Genomic DNA, 15,581 nt, shown 5'->3' on the forward strand with positions numbered 1-15,581 from the left:
CCCCCGCGCCCGCCGACGCTAAGTTCACGCGGGCCGTCCTACAGGTTCAAACTACGAATGAATGCTCTAGCCCGCCGCGCCGCAGGCCTGCTGCTCAGCACTATTTGTCTGCCCTTGACAGCATTGGCTGCTGATTCGCAACCGACTCATGAATTTACCCTGGACAATGGCCTGAAAGTTGTCGTCCGCGAAGACCACCGCGCTCCAGTGGTGGTATCGCAGATCTGGTACAAGGTCGGCTCCAGCTACGAAACACCCGGCCAGACCGGCCTGTCCCATGCGCTTGAGCACATGATGTTCAAGGGCAGCAGCAAGACCGGACCGGGTGAATCCTCGCTGATTCTGCGCGATCTGGGCGCTGAAGAGAATGCGTTCACCAGCGATGACTATACCGCCTACTATCAGGTCCTGGCCCGCGATCGTCTGAGCGTAGCGCTGGAACTGGAAGCCGATCGCATGGCAACCCTGAAATTGCCCGCCGACGAATTCAGCCGCGAGATCGAAGTCATCAAGGAAGAGCGTCGCCTGCGCACCGATGACAAGCCGATGGGCAAGGCATTCGAACGCTTCAAGGCGATGGCCTACCCTGCCAGCGGCTATCACACGCCGACCATTGGCTGGATGGCGGACCTGGAGCGCATGAAGGTTGAAGAGCTGCGCCACTGGTACGAATCCTGGTATGCGCCGAACAACGCCACGCTGGTGGTGGTTGGCGATGTGCAGCCGGACGAGGTCAAAGCCCTGGCAGAGCGTTTCTTCGGGCCGATCCCGCGCCGCGACGTGCCGCCCTCGAAAAAACCGCTGGAACTGGCCGAGCCGGGCGAGCGCAAGATCACTCTGCACGTCAAAACCCAGTTGCCGAGCCTGATTTACGGCTTCAACGTGCCAAGCGTTGCGACCGCTGAAGACCCACGTTCGGCGAATGCCCTGCGCCTGATTGCGGCACTGCTCGACGGTGGTTACAGCGCACGCATTTCCTCACGCCTGGAACGTGGCGAAGAACTGGTCTCCGGCGCATCGTCGCGCTACGACGCATTTGCTCGCGGCGACAGCCTGTTCATGATCAGCGCTACACCCAATCTGCAAAAGAAAAAGACCCTGGCCGATGTGGAAGCCGGCATCTGGCGTCTGCTCGACGAGCTGAAAACCAAGGCACCGTCGGCCGAAGAACTGGAGCGCGTTCGGGCTCAGGTCATTGCGGGCGTGGTCTATGAACGCGACTCGATTACCAGCCAGGCGACCATGATCGGCGAGCTTGAAACCGTCGGTCTGTCCTGGAAGCTGATGGACAATGAACTGGAGGCGCTGCAAAGCGTGACCCCGCAAGACATCCAGAAAGCAGCCAATACCTATTTCACCCGTGAGCGCCTCAGCGTTGCGCACGTTCTGCCTGAGGAGAAAGCCAAATGATCACGCGCAACGCTCCACGTCATGCGCTGCTTGGCCTGATCCTGGCCGGTTCACTCGGCACCTTTGTCGCATTGCCAGCCGTGGCAGACAACGCCGCCCCTGCCGAGCAGGGCCAGACCACTCCTGCACTGGGCAGCAACCTGCAAACCCTCAAGGAACTGGACGGCAAGGCGCCGGCCCGTCGTGCCCTGAACATACAAACCTGGAATACCGCCGAGGGTGCCAGGGTGCTGTTCGTGGAATCACGCGAATTGCCGATGTTCGACATGCGCCTGACATTCGCCGCAGGCAGCAGCCAGGACCAGAAATCGCCCGGCATTGCCCTGTTGACCAACGCCATGCTCAACGAGGGCGTCAAAGGCAAGGACGTCAATGCCATCGCTCAGGGCTTCGAAGGCCTGGGAGCGGATTTCAGCAACGGTTCCTACCGTGACATGGCGGTCACGTCCTTGCGCAGCCTGAGTGCTGCCGACAAGCGCGACCCGGCACTGAAGCTGTTCAGCGAAGTCGTGGGCAAGCCCACCTTCCCTGCCGACTCTCTGGCCCGTATCAAAAACCAGTTGATCGCCAGCTTCGAGACTCAGAAACAGAACCCCGGCGCTATCGCCAGCAAGGAACTGTTCAACCGTCTCTACGGCGACCATCCCTACGCTCACCCGAGCGAAGGCGACGCAAAAAGCATCAATGCCATTACCCTGGCTCAGCTCAAGGCTTTCCACGCCAAAGGCTATGCGGCAGGCAACGCGGTGATTGCTCTGGTAGGCGATCTGTCGCGAGACGAAGCGCAAGCCGTCGCGGCGCAGGTTTCCGCCTCGCTGCCCAAAGGCCCGGCGCTGGCGAAGGTCGCCGATCCGGTTGAACCGAAGGCAGGCACCACGCATATCGAATTCGCGTCCAACCAGACCCACCTGATGCTCGCGCAACTGGGCATCGACCGTAACGACCCGGATTACGCGGCGCTGACCGTGGGTAACTCGGTACTGGGTGGTGGCGGCTTTGGCAGTCGACTGATGGCCGAAGTGCGGGAAAAACGCGGCCTGACCTACGGTGTGTCGTCAGGCTTCACCGCCATGCAGGTTGCCGGACCGTTCATGATCGGCCTGCAAACGCGTGCGGAAATGAGCGAAAACACCCTCAAGCTGGTGCAGGACATCGTTCGCGACTTCCTCGCCAACGGCCCGACCCAGAAAGAAGTCGACGATGTGAAACGCGAACTGACCGGCAGCTTCCCGCTCACCGCAGCCAGCAATTCGGCCATCGTGGGTCAGCTAGGTGCAATCGGCTTCTACAACCTGCCGCTGACCTACCTTGAGGACTACATGGCCGCCGCCCAGAGCGTGACCGTCGAACAGGTGAAAGCTGCGATGAGCAAGCACCTGAGCGCCGACAAGATGGTCATTGTTACCGTTGGCCCGACCGTGGAGCAGAAGCCACTGCCGGCACCGACCGACAAACCCACTCGCCAACCTGTAGGGGTCCCGGAACACTGATGGCCAATCCACGTCCGAAGGGCCACAACGGCCTGGGTCAGCTTCGTATCATCGGCGGAGAATGGGGCAGCCGTCGCCTGACCTTCCCCGACGCCCCCGGCCTGCGCCCGACGCCTGATCGCGTGCGCGAAACCCTGTTCAACTGGCTGGCGCCCTACATCGCTGGTGCCAGGGTGCTGGACGTTTTCACTGGCAGCGGCGCACTGTATTTCGAAGCCCTGTCCCGTGGCGCCAGCATGGGCCTGGCGCTGGACAGCAACGCGGCAGCCATCGCCAGCCTGCGCCAGAGCCTCAACGCACTGAACTGCACCAGCGGCCAGGTCTCCCAGACCGACGCCCTGCGCCATCTGGAAACCGCCACGGCATCGCCCTTTGACGTGGTGTTCCTCGACCCGCCCTTCCATCAAGGCCTGCTGGCTTCAGCCTGCAACCTGCTGGAAAGCCACGGCTGGCTGGCCGACACTGCCTGGATCTACACCGAAAGCGAAACCCCGCCATCGACCACCGGCTTGCCGGGCAGTTGGCGATTGCACCGCGAGAAAAAGGCTGGTCAGGTGTATTACGCGTTGTGGCAGCGGGGCCAGGGCTGACAGCTCACGAACCAATGCTCCGCGTTTGGCATGCAGCTCTGAACGTTCCGCGTCCTGTTGACGACGCATAGCGTCATGAAAGGCATTCCCACCCTGGAGCAACTACAACTATCGTGCGACGCTCCGCGTCGCATGCAGTTCTGGACGCTGTGCGTACTCTTTTGCGATGCAGAGCGTCACGAAACGCATTTCTATACGCAACGACACCGTCAAGCCACTTACATCCCGGTCCACTTAATGGCAACGTACAGCTTCAGTCACTGCACCGATCGTTGAGCAAGCACGTGTCCACACGCCCTACCTTTCTGTCCCATGCCAATCCATTCGTCCCGGCCGCTGGCATGGGCAATCCGCATTTGCAGACGTTGTGGGGCCCGCTGCTGCGCAGGCCGACGCTGCTGGCGCGCACTCGCGAGCGGTTGTGGCTGAAGGATGGGGATTTTCTGGATATGGACTGGCATGGTCCGGATGAGCCCCATAAACCCCTGGTTCTTGTACTGCACGGCCTGACCGGGTCGTCCAATTCGCCGTATGTAGCCGGTCTGCAAAAGGCCCTGGCGGCGCAGGGCTGGCCCAGTGTGGCGCTGAACTGGCGCGGGTGCTCGGGAGAGCCGAATCTGCTGTCGCGCAGCTATCACTCAGGCGCGAGCGAGGATCTGGCCGAGGTGATCGCTCATTTGCGTTCGCTGCGGCCATTGGCTCCGATTTATGCGGCGGGGTATTCGCTGGGCGGCAATGTGTTGCTCAAGTACCTGGGTGAATCCGGCGCCAGCAGTGATCTTCGGGGCGCGGTGGCGGTGTCAGTGCCGTTTCGGCTGGACGAATCCGCCAACCGCATCGGCCAAGGGTTCTCCAGGGTTTATCAACGGCACTTCATGCGCGAAATGCTGGCGTATATCCGTGACAAGCAGCATCGCTTCCAGCATGAAGGCATCAGCGAGGGGCTGGCCGAACTCGCCGCGCTGGGCTCACTGGAGAACATGCGAACGTTCTGGGACTTCGATGGACGGGTGACTGCACCGCTGCATGGTTTTTCCGACGCCACGGATTACTACCGCAGGGCATCCAGCCGCTACTATCTGGGTCAGATTCAGACGCCGACGCTGATCATTCAGTCCAGCGACGACCCGTTCGTGTTCCCCCACAGCCTCCCCGAACCGAGCGAGCTGTCGTCCTGCACCGAGTTCGAGCTACACGCCAAAGGCGGGCATGTCGGTTTCGTCGACGGCTCGCTGCGCAATCCGGGCTATTACCTTGAGCGCCGCATCCCGTTATGGCTAAGCGCTGCACATCAGCGCGAAAACGCCTGATCAGGCTGACGAAGCATCAACCGGCGCCCGTGGCGATTTCATGCTCGGGATCGTTGATCCACTCGCTCCACGAGCCCGCATACAGCGTTGCCAGCGGATAGCCGGCCAGACACAGGGCGAACAGGTTATGGCAGGCCGTGACGCCTGATCCGCAGTAGGACACCAGACTTTCCGGCGGACGACCCTGCAATTTTTCGGCAAAACGCTGCCTGAGCTGCTCAGGTGGCAAAAAGCGTCCATCCGGCCCGAGGTTATCGGTACAGGCCGCACACTGAGCACCTGGAATATGCCCGGCGACAGGGTCCAAAGGCTCTACGTCACCTCGGAAGCGCGCCTCGGCGCGGGCGTCGATCAAGGTCATTTCCGGGCGACCGAGACGGCCATGCAAGCGACTGCCGCTGAGAACCATCGACATGTCCGGCTCACCGCTGAAACTGCCTGGCTCACGATTCGGCGCGTCAAGGCTCAACGGCAACCCGGCGGCGTGCCAGGCTTTCAGCCCTCCATCGAGCAGGTACACGCCTTCGCGCTTGCCCATCCAGGCCAGCAACCACCAGGCGCGCGCGGCATACATTCCAGGTCCGTCGTCGTACAGCACGATATCGCTGTCAGCGTTGATACCCCATGCCTGAAAGCACTGTAACAAGGCGTCGGGGTCCGGTAGCGGGTGGCGGCCTGTTTTGCCCTTGATCATCGGCCCGCTGAGGTCGCGCTTCAAATCGGCAAAGGACGCGCCCTCGATACGCCCTTGGGCGTAAGTGCGCTGACCGTAATCGGAATCTTCAAGCGCATAACGGCAATCGAGAATCACCAGACCTGGGGTTTTCTGTCGTGCAGCCAGTTGCTCGGGGCTGATCAGTTGCGCAATGGACATGACACACTCCTGTGGCAGAGAACCGACAAGCAGGCCGCTCATCGGCTCTGAAATTCACATCAGAACCTCAGGCAACGTCGAGTGAAACGTTTCGCATAGCGCGTCGAACGCTTCGCGAGCCTGAGGCGCGACAAACACAGATTCGAGCATAAGTACCTGATAGACGCCACGTCGAATCGCCGATTCGTTCAACTCTGTAGCGTTTTCCCGGTTGGTGCACAGAAAACGCACCCACGACGTCAGAACGATCCAGGTGTTGAGACTGGTCCATTCGATCTGCGATTCATCCATTTTCAGGATGCCAGCCTTGATAAACCCCCGATAGATAGTCATCGCCTGCATCAGGCAGCGATACGAAAAGCGCCGGTAACGCCTCGCCAGCTCTGCATCCGACGTCAGTAGATGCTCAAGGTCGCGGTACAGAAAACGGTAGCGCCACATGGCGTCCATTATCGCCAGAAAATAATCGCGCTTGTCTTCGATGGTCGGCGGGCGGTCGGCAGGCAGGGTCAGAAAACTGCCCACCAGCGTTTCATACTCGGTGAACAACTCGGCGATGATCACCTGCTTGTTGGCGAAGTGGTAATAGAGATTGCCGGGCGAGATTTCCATGTGCGCAGCAATATGATTGGTGGTCACGCTTCGTTCGCCCTGCTGATTGAACAGCTCCAGACTGGTTTGCACGATGCGTTCACGGGTTTTGGTACGGGTTGCCATGCGGACAAGGCCACTCTAAGTGCTAATCAGATGATGGCAATCTTAACGCAGGCAGATGCCGCAATGGTGGCAGAATCGAAGCAGCACCAGTGAAGAGTCGACGCAGGCAAGCTGAACTGGGCAGCCTGCGGCTGCAAATTGTGGGATTTTGAAATCGGTTATCATAGCCAAAATTGAGTCGATCCCTCCTCAGCACAGGCTTACACATGGCGTCAGAGACAAAAAAACGTAAACGGGCAAGCCGGGCAAAAGCCAAGGCAAAGCAGACCCGTCTCCAACGCGCCGGGCATACCACCTTCGTTCCCGATACCGAATTTTTCTTCGATGTCGATCCTTTGGGTGATGTCGATCTTTGTAGTTGCTGCCAGACAGCGTATCTGAACGACAGGTTTCCCGACGCTTCTTGCGTAAGCGTTTCGATGAGAGAAGGGCCAGGCGGATTCGCCATCACCGCCGTCATTCACCACGATGAGGAGCCATCCTGCTGACGTGGCCTCTGCACCGCCTGCTTACAAACCTCGACCGCTCAAAAACCTCTTCACGGCCAACGGCTGCTGGGCAGATTTGCTGGAAGCCGGCGGTCTGCGCCAAATCGAAGTGGAGTCGATCAGCAAAATGCTCGCCTGCGGCACCTCGATACTGGGCGTCAAACACTACACCTGTGGCAATGAGCATTGCCCACACGTCAAATACCTGTGCAACACCTGCCATTGCCGGGCCTGTCCTTCCTGCGGCAAAAAGGCCACCGACCAGTGGATCGCCGTGCAAAACAACCGTCTGCCCGACTGCCCCTGGCAGCATCTGGTGTTCACGCTGCCCGACACGCTGTGGTCCCTGTTCTTCTACAACCGCTGGCTGCTCGATGCGCTGTTTCGTCTGGCGGCCGATAACCTGATCTACACCGCCAAGCGGCGCGGTTTGCGCGTCGGGATTTTCGGTGCGCTGCACACCTATGGCCGGCGGCTCAACTGGCATCCCCACGTCCACCTGTCGGTGACCGCGGGCGGCCTGGATGAGCAGGGCGTCTGGAAAAATCTGTCGTTCCACAAAGAGGCCCTGCGGCGGCGCTGGATGTGGCTGGTGCGCGATTACCTGCTGGGACAGCCGCTTTCGCAACTGACGATGCCGCCGCAGCTGGCCCACATCCACTGTGAAAGCGACTGGCGCCGTTTGATACTGACCGCTGGTGGCCAGCACTGGCACATCCACTTGTCGAAGAAGACGGAAAACGGCCGAAAGACCGTCAATTACCTGGGCCGCTACCTGAAAAAACCGCCGATCTCGGGCAGTCGTCTGGCGCATTACACCTGCGGGGCCACGTTGAGCTTTACCTACCTGGATCACCGCACGCAGACCTATCAGCAGGAAACGCTGAGCCAGGCCGACATGCTGCGCCGGGTGGTCCAGCACATCCCGGAAAAGCATTTCCGGATGATCCGGTATTTTGGTTTTCTGGCCAATCGGGTGTGTGGGAAATACCTGCCGAAGGTGTATGAAGCACTGAAGATGGCGACGCCAGGACCGGTACCAAAGCTGTATTTTGCGCCGATGGCCAAAGCCTTTCTAAACGTCGATCCGTTCCGCTGCGTGCTGTGTGGCGCGCGGATGGTATACACGGCAGCGATCAGCGGGCTGACGGTGCAGGGACTGGTCCTCAACGCTCAGGCGATCGCGCAGATGAGGTACGTGAAGCCCTGACAGGGGGAAGGTGCGTCCGCACCTAGGCTCAGCGGTAAAATAAACTGTGTTAATGCGGATTTATAGGGATTTTCACTGCATAAGTAACGCATCAGCGTCTTCCTACGCATCGCTATGAAGGCATGACGCCTCCTTCACAGCGTCAGGTTCATGCATAGGCATTTTGAAATTCCTATGCATCAAGGTGTCTTAGCCAATTGCTGCGCGTCGAGCATCATCCGCACCACAGTAAATAGCCCCAAAATCGGGGGTTTGGGCTGAAACATGGCCGATAATCGGCGCAATACGACGCTTGGCGCTTATTACGCAGCTTGGCCCATCGGGAAGGCTGCGATACCATCCGAGTCCCACAACGGACTCCGACCAGGACGACGCGATGAACCGAGTGTTGTACCCAGGCACCTTCGACCCGATTACCAAGGGCCATGGAGATTTGGTCGAGCGCGCCTCGCGCCTGTTCGACCACGTGGTCATTGCGGTTGCCGCCAGCCCGAAGAAAAACCCGCTGTTTCCTCTGGAACAACGCGTCGAACTGGCCCGCGAAGTCACCAAACACCTGCCCAACGTGGAAGTCGTCGGCTTCTCGACGCTGCTCGCGCATTTTGCCAAGGAACAGAATGCCAACGTCTTTCTGCGCGGCCTTCGCGCGGTATCAGACTTCGAGTACGAGTTTCAGCTGGCCAACATGAACCGTCAGTTGGCACCGGACGTCGAAAGCCTGTTCCTCACGCCCTCAGAGCGCTACTCATTCATTTCCTCGACGTTGGTGCGTGAAATCGCGGCATTGGGCGGTGATATCACCAAATTCGTTCATCCTGCCGTCGCTCAGGCGCTGACCGAACGCTTCAAGCGCTAGACGCACCGCATGTGAAGGTGCATCCCGAAGCCTAATGCGGCACAATTCGCCGCATTGGTTTTAATGTGCCCCGGCGTCGGCTGCGGCAGGAGCAATTCATGTCCCTTATCATCACTGACGATTGCATCAACTGCGACGTCTGCGAACCCGAGTGCCCAAACGAGGCGATTTCACAAGGCGAGGAGATCTACGTGATCAACCCGAACCTGTGCACCGAATGTGTGGGTCACTACGACGAGCCTCAATGCCAGCAGGTTTGCCCGGTCGACTGCATCCCCCTGGATGAAAATCACGTCGAGAGCAAAGAGCAGCTGATGGACAAGTACCGAATCATCACCAGCAAGGTCTGATACAGCCTTTACTGCTGCTTGCCGTACCCGTCACCGGTGCAACCCAGGCAACGCACAAAGGCTGCCTTGCCCGGATCGACCACCAGCGCCTTGCCCGTTGCGCCGAGGTTGCCGCCTGCCGCTGCAAAAGGCGCTGCAATCACGAACAGCCCTGTACCGATGACCGTGGCTGCTATCAACAGCGGTCGGGCAATCAGCAGATCGCCGATCATCGCGAACGCTGGCGGGTTTTGAATGGTGTAGACCGGATCGCCGCTGCCGGTGGAGACATCGGCGGCAATCGCAGGCAGCGCCTGCAGGCCGATAAACAGCGCCAGCGTGGCAGCAAGAATACGAAACGGTCTCATGGCTTGGTCCTTCAGGCGTAGCAAATAATTAAGGTGCCATCACTATAAACAGGGGTGCAGCTTAAGCAAGTGGCCTGACGCTCTGCGCCTCTGGTGTTTCAGCGCTGGCATTTTGGACAGTAAACACTGGCGCGCTGCCCCAACTTGATTTCACGCAGCGTTGTACCGCAGACCTTGCATGGCTGGCCGCCACGCCCGTAGACAAACAATTCCTGCTGGAAATACCCCGGCTTGCCGTCGCCGCCGATGAAGTCACGCAGGGTGGTACCGCCGCGCTCTATAGCGTAGGTCAGAATGCGCTTGATCTCGATGGCAAGCTTGAGATAACGAGCCCGTGAGACGCCTCCGGCTTCGCGTCGCGGGTCGATACCAGCCGCGAACAGTGCTTCGGTCGCGTAAATATTGCCCACCCCGACCACCACGGCGTTGTCCATGACAAACGGTTTGACCGCAATCGACTTGCCGCGCGAGCGCTCGTAAAGGCGCTCACCGTCGAACAGATCAGTCAGCGGCTCCGGCCCCAGACGAATCAACAACTCGTGGTTATGCGGATCAAGGCTCCAGAGCATCGCCCCGAATCGACGCGGGTCGGTGTAGCGCAAGGCCAGCCCGGACTCCAGTTCGATATCGACATGCTCGTGCTTGAGCGCCGGAAGCCCGGCCTCGACGAGGCGCAGATTGCCCGACATGCCCAAGTGGCTGATCAGCGTGCCCACTTCGGCCTGAATCAGCAGGTACTTGGCGCGCCGGTCCACCTGCACAATGCGCTGTCCGGAAAGCCGGATGTCCAAATCTTCGGGAATGGGCCAGCGCAAACGGCTGTCGCGTACGATAACGCGGCTGACACGCTGACCTTCAAGATGGGGTGCAATGCCGCGACGGGTGGTTTCTACTTCGGGTAATTCAGGCATGTATCACTCGGTTTTACAGGAAGGGCAAGCCAGCAGCGCACAGGCTCAGCGCGCGCCCAGCTCGCGGATGCTTTCCCTCAGGTATTCAAAGTCATATTCGGACAAGCCCACGTAATCCAGCACCAGCGCACCAATGCATTCCCATTCGTGATCTTCGCCCTGATTGCCCAGCACCTGGTAGGACTGGCAGATGTGCTCGGCCATTTTCAGGGGGGCCAAGAGGTTCTTGAGCGGGGCATTGCGACTGGTATCGTCCTGAAAAATCGCCAATGCGTTGTGATGATTGGCGATCGCGTCAGTCACGTGCGCAGGCAAGCGCCATGACTTGGCCGTGTAATAGCCGACCACCGAGTGATTGGTGTCGAACGCAGCGTTTTCAGTATCGACAACGCGACAATCAGGCCCTGCGTTGGCGTAGGCTTCTTCAAGGACCGGCATGTAATTCGGGAAGCGCTTGAGCATCAACGGAATACCGCAGTCATGGAACAGGCCCAATGCGTAGGATTCATCCACAGTCTGCGAGCCGATGCGCTTGGCCAGCGTCAGACTGGTCATTGCGACATCCTGCGCGGTGTCCCAGAAGCGATTAAGCGCGACGATGGTCTCATCGGTCATCTCACCCCTGATCGACTGCGCGTTGATCAGATTGATCACGGTACGGCTGCCCAGCAGATTCACAGCCTTGTCAATCGAGGCAATCTTGTTGGACAGGCCATAGTGCGCAGAGTTGACGATCTTCAGCAGCGCCCCGGACAACCCCGGATCTTGCGCAATCAGCCGCGCAATTACCCCAAGGTCCGGATCGGGCATGTATTGCTCCATCTGCAGATCCACCATGATCTGCGGCTGCGGGGGCACACTGATACCCTGCAACGCTTGCTGGATCTGTTCTGGGCTTAGCTCTTCGGACATAGGAATTTACTCACCGTAATGACTGGATTCTGACCCCTTGCGGGGAAACGGTCCATCACCCAAGACGAAGATATTCTCGGAACTTTGCCAAATGCCAGGCTTCGGACCTTGTGTTGACGGCGTATATGGCGGCCTCAAAACGACCGCCAGACGCCACCCTGAAAGCCCGACACTGGAGGATCCCATGTCTAAAGCACTGACTGGCAAACGCATCGCAATTCTTGTAACCGACGGTTTCGAGCAGGTCGAACTGACCGGCCCGAAAGAAGCGCTGGAGCAAGCAGGTGCCACCGTGGAAATCCTGTCCACCGAAGAGGGCCAGGTCAAAGGCTGGAATCACGACAAACCTGCCGATGATTTCAAGATCGACCGCACGTTCAAGGCGGCCAACGCCAGCGACTACCATGGCGTGGTTCTGCCGGGCGGCGTACAGAACTCCGACACCATCCGCATAGACACTGACGCACAGAAGCTCGTCAAGGACATAGAGGGCTCCGGCAAACCAGTGGCGGTTATCTGTCACGGCGGCTGGCTGTTGATATCGGCAGGCCTGGTGAAGGGTAAAACCCTGACCAGCTTCAAGACGCTGAAGGATGACCTGGTCAACGCCGGGGCTAAATGGGTTGATCAGGAAGTTGTCACTGACGGCACGCTGATCAGCAGCCGCCAGCCTGATGACATCCCGGCCTTCAACAGCAAGTTGATTGAAGCGCTGTCGGCTTGATCGGTTGCGATTATTGTAGTCATCCCGGCGCACTACCGGGATGACGCGCTATAATCCCGCTCTTTTTTCAGGAGCGACGTCATGTCCCTGCCTAGCTTGCGCCTCAAAGCCAACGCCGACCGCCGCCTGCGCGCCGGTCACTTGTGGGTCTACAGCAACGAAATCGACGTAGCCGCCACCCCGCTGCATGGTTTTGCAGCCGGTGATCAGGCCATCCTCGAAGCTGCTGGCGGCAAGCCGCTGGGCATCGTCGCCATGAGCCCCAACAACCTGATCTGCGCACGTTTGCTATCGCGCGATATCAAGCTGCCGCTCGATAAGTCTTTGCTGGTCCACCGCCTGAACGTGGCGCTGTCGCTGCGCGAGCGTCTGTTCGACAAGCCTTTCTACCGTCTGGTCTACGGCGATTCAGACCTGATGCCGGGTCTGGTGGTGGACCGGTTCGGTGACATTCTGGTTGTCCAGCTGGCCTCGGCCACCATGGAAAACCACAAGGAAGACATCATTGCCGCGCTGGTTCAGGTCATCAAGCCAAGCGGCATCCTGTTCAAGAACGACTCAGCCGCTCGCGATGCGGAAGGTCTGAATCGTTACGTCGAAACCGTGTTCGGCCTGGTTCCCGAATGGGTTGCGCTGGAAGAAAACGGCGTGAAGTTCGAAGCACCGGTGATGGCCGGGCAGAAGACCGGCTGGTTCTACGACCACCGTATGAACCGCGCACGCATTGCCCCCTACGTCAAAGGCAAGCGTGTACTGGACCTGTACAGCTACATTGGTGGCTGGGGAATTCAGGCAGCGGCTTTTGGTGCCAGTGACGTGACCTGCGTCGACGCATCGTCCTTCGCCCTTGATGGCGTTGAGCGCAACGCAGCCCTGAATGGCTTCGCAGAAAAAATGACCTGCATCGAAGGCGATGTTTTCGAGGCGCTGAAAGAGCTGAAAGCCGGTGAAGAGCGTTTCGATGTGATCGTTGCCGATCCACCTGCGTTCATCAAACGCAAGAAAGACATGAAAAACGGCGAAGGCGCTTACCGCCGCCTGAACGAGCAAGCCATGCGCCTGCTCAGCAAGGACGGCATTCTGGTCAGCGCTTCCTGCTCCATGCACCTGCCGGAAGACGACCTGCAAAACATCCTCCTGACCAGCGCCCGCCATCTGGACCGCAATATCCAGCTACTGGAACGCGGCGGCCAGGGCCCGGACCATCCGGTGCACCCGGCAATTGCCGAGACACGCTACATCAAGAGCATTACTTGCCGGTTGCTGCCTAATAGCTGATGCCTCCAGCATCGGAATGCAGTTCAGGACGCTCTGCCTTGCAAGAGGGCGCAGAGCGTCCGGAACGGCATGCGACGCGGAGCGTCGCACGATAGTTGAGGTTATCGTTCAGCCACGCTCCAACGCCGTCCGTAAACCCAGCAATACCAGAAAGTGCAGCGGGTAAATCGCATAGGCCCAGCGCCGCATCGGGATCACTGCGAACTTCGGTCTGGTGCGCAGTAGCGCTATGCCCAGCGCAGGTGCCACCAGGCAGGCGGCTATCGAGCCAATGGAAATCGGGTCGCCCCAGCTCGCGCCGGCAATCATCTGCGGCCAGGCATTGGCTGCGAGACAGAAAACTGCCGGAAACACCGAATACCAAAGGCGCTTTTGCAGCACCAACAGAAAAACCAGCGGCAGCAGCACGCCAGCAAAACCAAACATCAATTGTTGCTGAAAAACCGCCCCAAACAGCAGGGCCACGATGGCCATGATCCGCGTCGTCACGTTGCGATGCTGCCAGCCTTGAGCAATCAGCAGCCCCAGCACAGGGTCGGCATCACGTTCAGCACGGTCACGTCCGCCATGAACAGCCGATACGGGATTTCTGCTAGCGCTGCGAATGCCAGCAGCCAGCCCAGATAGCGCCATTGCACCCGCGGGGCCAGAATGGCTGCGCTGCGCCGGGAAAGGTTTACGGCAATTGCCAGACAGAACCAGGGAAAGGCGAAACGCCCCGGTACGTAAAGAAAATCAACTGACCAGCCCACATAGCGAAGATGATCGAGCACCATGCTCAGCATCGCCAGCCACTTGAGCAGGTCCAGCGCCTTGTTGCGTCCGGGCAGAAAAGGCGGGTTGGACAGATCCATATCGCTCCTGAATGGGGAATTGCGTCATGCAGTCAACACATGACCGAACCTTATATTGTCGCTACAGTGCGCACCATAATCGCCCATAAGGAATCGGCCATGACAGACCAAAGCCAACAGTTCGCCAGCGACAACTATTCCGGTATCTGCCCTGAAGCCTGGGCAGCCATGGAGCAGGCGAACAAGGGGCATCAACGTGCCTATGGTGACGATCAATGGACTGCACGCGCATCAGATGATTTCCGCCGTCTGTTCGAAACCGACTGCGAAGTGTTTTTTGCCTTCAACGGCACAGCGGCCAACTCGCTGGCGCTGTCATCGCTGTGCCAGAGTTACCACAGTGTCATCTGTTCGGAAACGGCTCACGTTGAAACCGATGAATGCGGCGCGCCGGAGTTTTTCTCCAACGGCTCCAAACTGCTGACAGCACGAAGCGCAGGCGGCAAGCTGACCCCGGAGTCGATTCGCGAAGTGGCGCTCAAGCGTCAGGATATTCACTACCCCAAACCGCGCGTCGTGACGCTGACCCAGGCCACCGAGGTAGGCGGCGTTTATCAGCCCGAAGAACTCAAGGCAATCAGTGCGACCTGCAAGGAGCTGGGCCTGCATCTGCACATGGACGGTGCCCGCTTCTCCAATGCCTGCGCCTTTCTGGAGGCCTCACCGGCAGAACTGACCTGGAAATCCGGCGTCGATGTGCTGTGCTTCGGCGGTACCAAAAACGGCATGGCGGTGGGTGAAGCCATCCTGTTTTTCAACCATGACCTGGCTGAAGATTTCGATTACCGCTGCAAACAGGCCGGGCAGCTTGCGTCGAAAATGCGCTTTCTGTCTGCTCCGTGGGTCGGGCTGCTGGAAAACGACGCTTGGCTCAAACACGCACGCCACGCCAACCATTGCGCACAACTGCTGGCCGAACTGGTCAAGGATATTCCCGGCGTGGAGCTGATGTTTCCGGTACAGGCCAATGGTGTGTTCCTGCAATTGTCGCAACCGGCCATTGCAGCATTGACGGCCAGGGGCTGGCGTTTCTATACCTTCATCGGCAACGGCGGCGCACGCTTCATGTGCTCGTGGGACACCGAAGAAGAGCGCGTGCGTGAACTGGCCGCCGATATCAAGCTGGTGATGCAGGGCTGAAGCGTCTGGCTCAAAGCTTGCAGGTGCAGCCTGGCAATCGTGGTGGGGGCAATCTCCCCCTCAACGGCAATCGGCCCAAAAGGCCGCCCGGACTTCACTGACCACCCTCAAGAAGGAGCT

Annotated in this window: 16 protein-coding genes and 1 pseudogene; 11 read left to right on the forward strand and 6 right to left on the reverse strand. The window is 59.2% G+C overall.

The window, feature by feature from the left end:
• Positions 1 to 57: 57 nt before the first annotated feature.
• The 4 genes from AC4ANK_RS26775 (at position 58) to AC4ANK_RS26790 (ending at position 4,800) form a co-directional block, all read left to right on the forward strand.
• Entirely contained in the window at positions 58 to 1,410 is a 1,353-nt protein-coding gene (locus AC4ANK_RS26775; protein WP_002555633.1) for a M16 family metallopeptidase, read from the forward strand.
• Positions 1,407 to 2,900: a M16 family metallopeptidase gene (locus AC4ANK_RS26780; RefSeq protein ID WP_460383733.1), complete on the forward strand. Its 1,494-nt coding sequence runs from the start codon at positions 1,407 to 1,409 to the stop codon at positions 2,898 to 2,900. Before AC4ANK_RS26775 ends, AC4ANK_RS26780 begins: the two co-directional genes overlap by 4 nt.
• On the forward strand, positions 2,900 to 3,490 hold the full coding sequence (gene rsmD, locus AC4ANK_RS26785; protein ID WP_002555635.1) for a 16S rRNA (guanine(966)-N(2))-methyltransferase RsmD: 591 nt from the start codon (positions 2,900 to 2,902) through the stop codon (positions 3,488 to 3,490). Before AC4ANK_RS26780 ends, rsmD begins: the two co-directional genes overlap by 1 nt.
• 284 nt (positions 3,491 to 3,774) lie before the next feature.
• On the forward strand, positions 3,775 to 4,800 hold the full coding sequence (locus tag AC4ANK_RS26790) for a hydrolase (protein WP_031595041.1): 1,026 nt from the start codon (positions 3,775 to 3,777) through the stop codon (positions 4,798 to 4,800).
• A gap of 16 nt (positions 4,801 to 4,816) precedes the next feature.
• Here AC4ANK_RS26790 and AC4ANK_RS26795 read toward each other — a convergent pair whose 3' ends face one another.
• Positions 4,817 to 5,674, reverse strand: coding sequence for a sulfurtransferase (locus AC4ANK_RS26795; protein WP_002555637.1), 858 nt, complete (start codon positions 5,672 to 5,674; stop codon positions 4,817 to 4,819).
• A 54-nt stretch (positions 5,675 to 5,728) separates the two neighbouring features.
• The gene (locus AC4ANK_RS26800; RefSeq protein WP_002555638.1) at positions 5,729 to 6,391 is read right to left on the reverse strand and encodes a TetR/AcrR family transcriptional regulator; all 663 of its coding nucleotides are present in this window, start codon (positions 6,389 to 6,391) and stop codon (positions 5,729 to 5,731) included.
• 206 nt (positions 6,392 to 6,597) lie between these two features.
• On the opposite strand from AC4ANK_RS26800, the gene AC4ANK_RS26805 reads away from it, so the two are divergent.
• From AC4ANK_RS26805 to AC4ANK_RS26820, 4 genes are all read left to right on the forward strand, one after another.
• Entirely contained in the window at positions 6,598 to 6,879 is a 282-nt protein-coding gene (locus AC4ANK_RS26805; protein WP_015062535.1) for a hypothetical protein, read from the forward strand.
• Complete coding sequence (locus AC4ANK_RS26810; RefSeq protein ID WP_460382827.1) at positions 6,860 to 8,089, forward strand: IS91 family transposase; 1,230 nt, start codon at positions 6,860 to 6,862, stop codon at positions 8,087 to 8,089. Before AC4ANK_RS26805 ends, AC4ANK_RS26810 begins: the two co-directional genes overlap by 20 nt.
• Before the next feature lie 376 nt (positions 8,090 to 8,465).
• On the forward strand, positions 8,466 to 8,945 hold the full coding sequence (gene coaD / locus AC4ANK_RS26815; protein ID WP_002555639.1) for a pantetheine-phosphate adenylyltransferase: 480 nt from the start codon (positions 8,466 to 8,468) through the stop codon (positions 8,943 to 8,945).
• Between the two features lie 98 nt (positions 8,946 to 9,043).
• Complete coding sequence (locus AC4ANK_RS26820) at positions 9,044 to 9,295, forward strand: YfhL family 4Fe-4S dicluster ferredoxin (protein ID WP_002555640.1); 252 nt, start codon at positions 9,044 to 9,046, stop codon at positions 9,293 to 9,295.
• A gap of 8 nt (positions 9,296 to 9,303) precedes the next feature.
• On the opposite strand, the gene AC4ANK_RS26825 is transcribed toward AC4ANK_RS26820, so the two are convergent.
• The 3 genes from AC4ANK_RS26825 to AC4ANK_RS26835 all read right to left on the reverse strand — a co-directional run bounded on the left by AC4ANK_RS26825 (position 9,304) and on the right by AC4ANK_RS26835 (position 11,411).
• On the reverse strand, positions 9,304 to 9,642 hold the full coding sequence (locus AC4ANK_RS26825) for a hypothetical protein (protein ID WP_002555641.1): 339 nt from the start codon (positions 9,640 to 9,642) through the stop codon (positions 9,304 to 9,306).
• Positions 9,643 to 9,740: 98 nt separating this feature from the next.
• Positions 9,741 to 10,553: a bifunctional DNA-formamidopyrimidine glycosylase/DNA-(apurinic or apyrimidinic site) lyase gene (mutM, locus tag AC4ANK_RS26830; RefSeq protein ID WP_002555642.1), complete on the reverse strand. Its 813-nt coding sequence runs from the start codon at positions 10,551 to 10,553 to the stop codon at positions 9,741 to 9,743.
• 45 nt (positions 10,554 to 10,598) lie between these two features.
• Positions 10,599 to 11,411 (reverse strand): HDOD domain-containing protein, encoded by an 813-nt coding sequence (locus AC4ANK_RS26835; RefSeq protein ID WP_011169740.1) that lies wholly within the window; start codon positions 11,409 to 11,411, stop codon positions 10,599 to 10,601.
• Positions 11,412 to 11,649: 238 nt separating this feature from the next.
• Here AC4ANK_RS26835 and AC4ANK_RS26840 point away from each other — a divergent pair, with 238 nt between their 5' ends.
• A complete protein-coding gene (locus tag AC4ANK_RS26840; protein ID WP_005735018.1) occupies positions 11,650 to 12,189 on the forward strand; it encodes a type 1 glutamine amidotransferase domain-containing protein in 540 nt (179 codons plus the stop codon).
• An 81-nt stretch (positions 12,190 to 12,270) separates the two neighbouring features.
• Positions 12,271 to 13,467, forward strand: a complete 1,197-nt coding sequence (locus AC4ANK_RS26845) for a class I SAM-dependent rRNA methyltransferase (protein WP_005744093.1) — start codon at positions 12,271 to 12,273, stop codon at positions 13,465 to 13,467.
• A gap of 108 nt (positions 13,468 to 13,575) precedes the next feature.
• Here AC4ANK_RS26845 and AC4ANK_RS26850 read toward each other — a convergent pair.
• Positions 13,576 to 14,321, reverse strand: a pseudogene (locus AC4ANK_RS26850) (TraX family protein).
• 99 nt (positions 14,322 to 14,420) lie between these two features.
• On the opposite strand from AC4ANK_RS26850, the gene AC4ANK_RS26855 reads away from it, so the two are divergent.
• Complete coding sequence (locus tag AC4ANK_RS26855) at positions 14,421 to 15,461, forward strand: threonine aldolase family protein (RefSeq protein ID WP_002555646.1); 1,041 nt, start codon at positions 14,421 to 14,423, stop codon at positions 15,459 to 15,461.
• The last annotated feature ends 120 nt before the right edge of the window (positions 15,462 to 15,581 follow it).

The organism is Pseudomonas sp. Pmew2 (genome assembly GCF_058129885.1).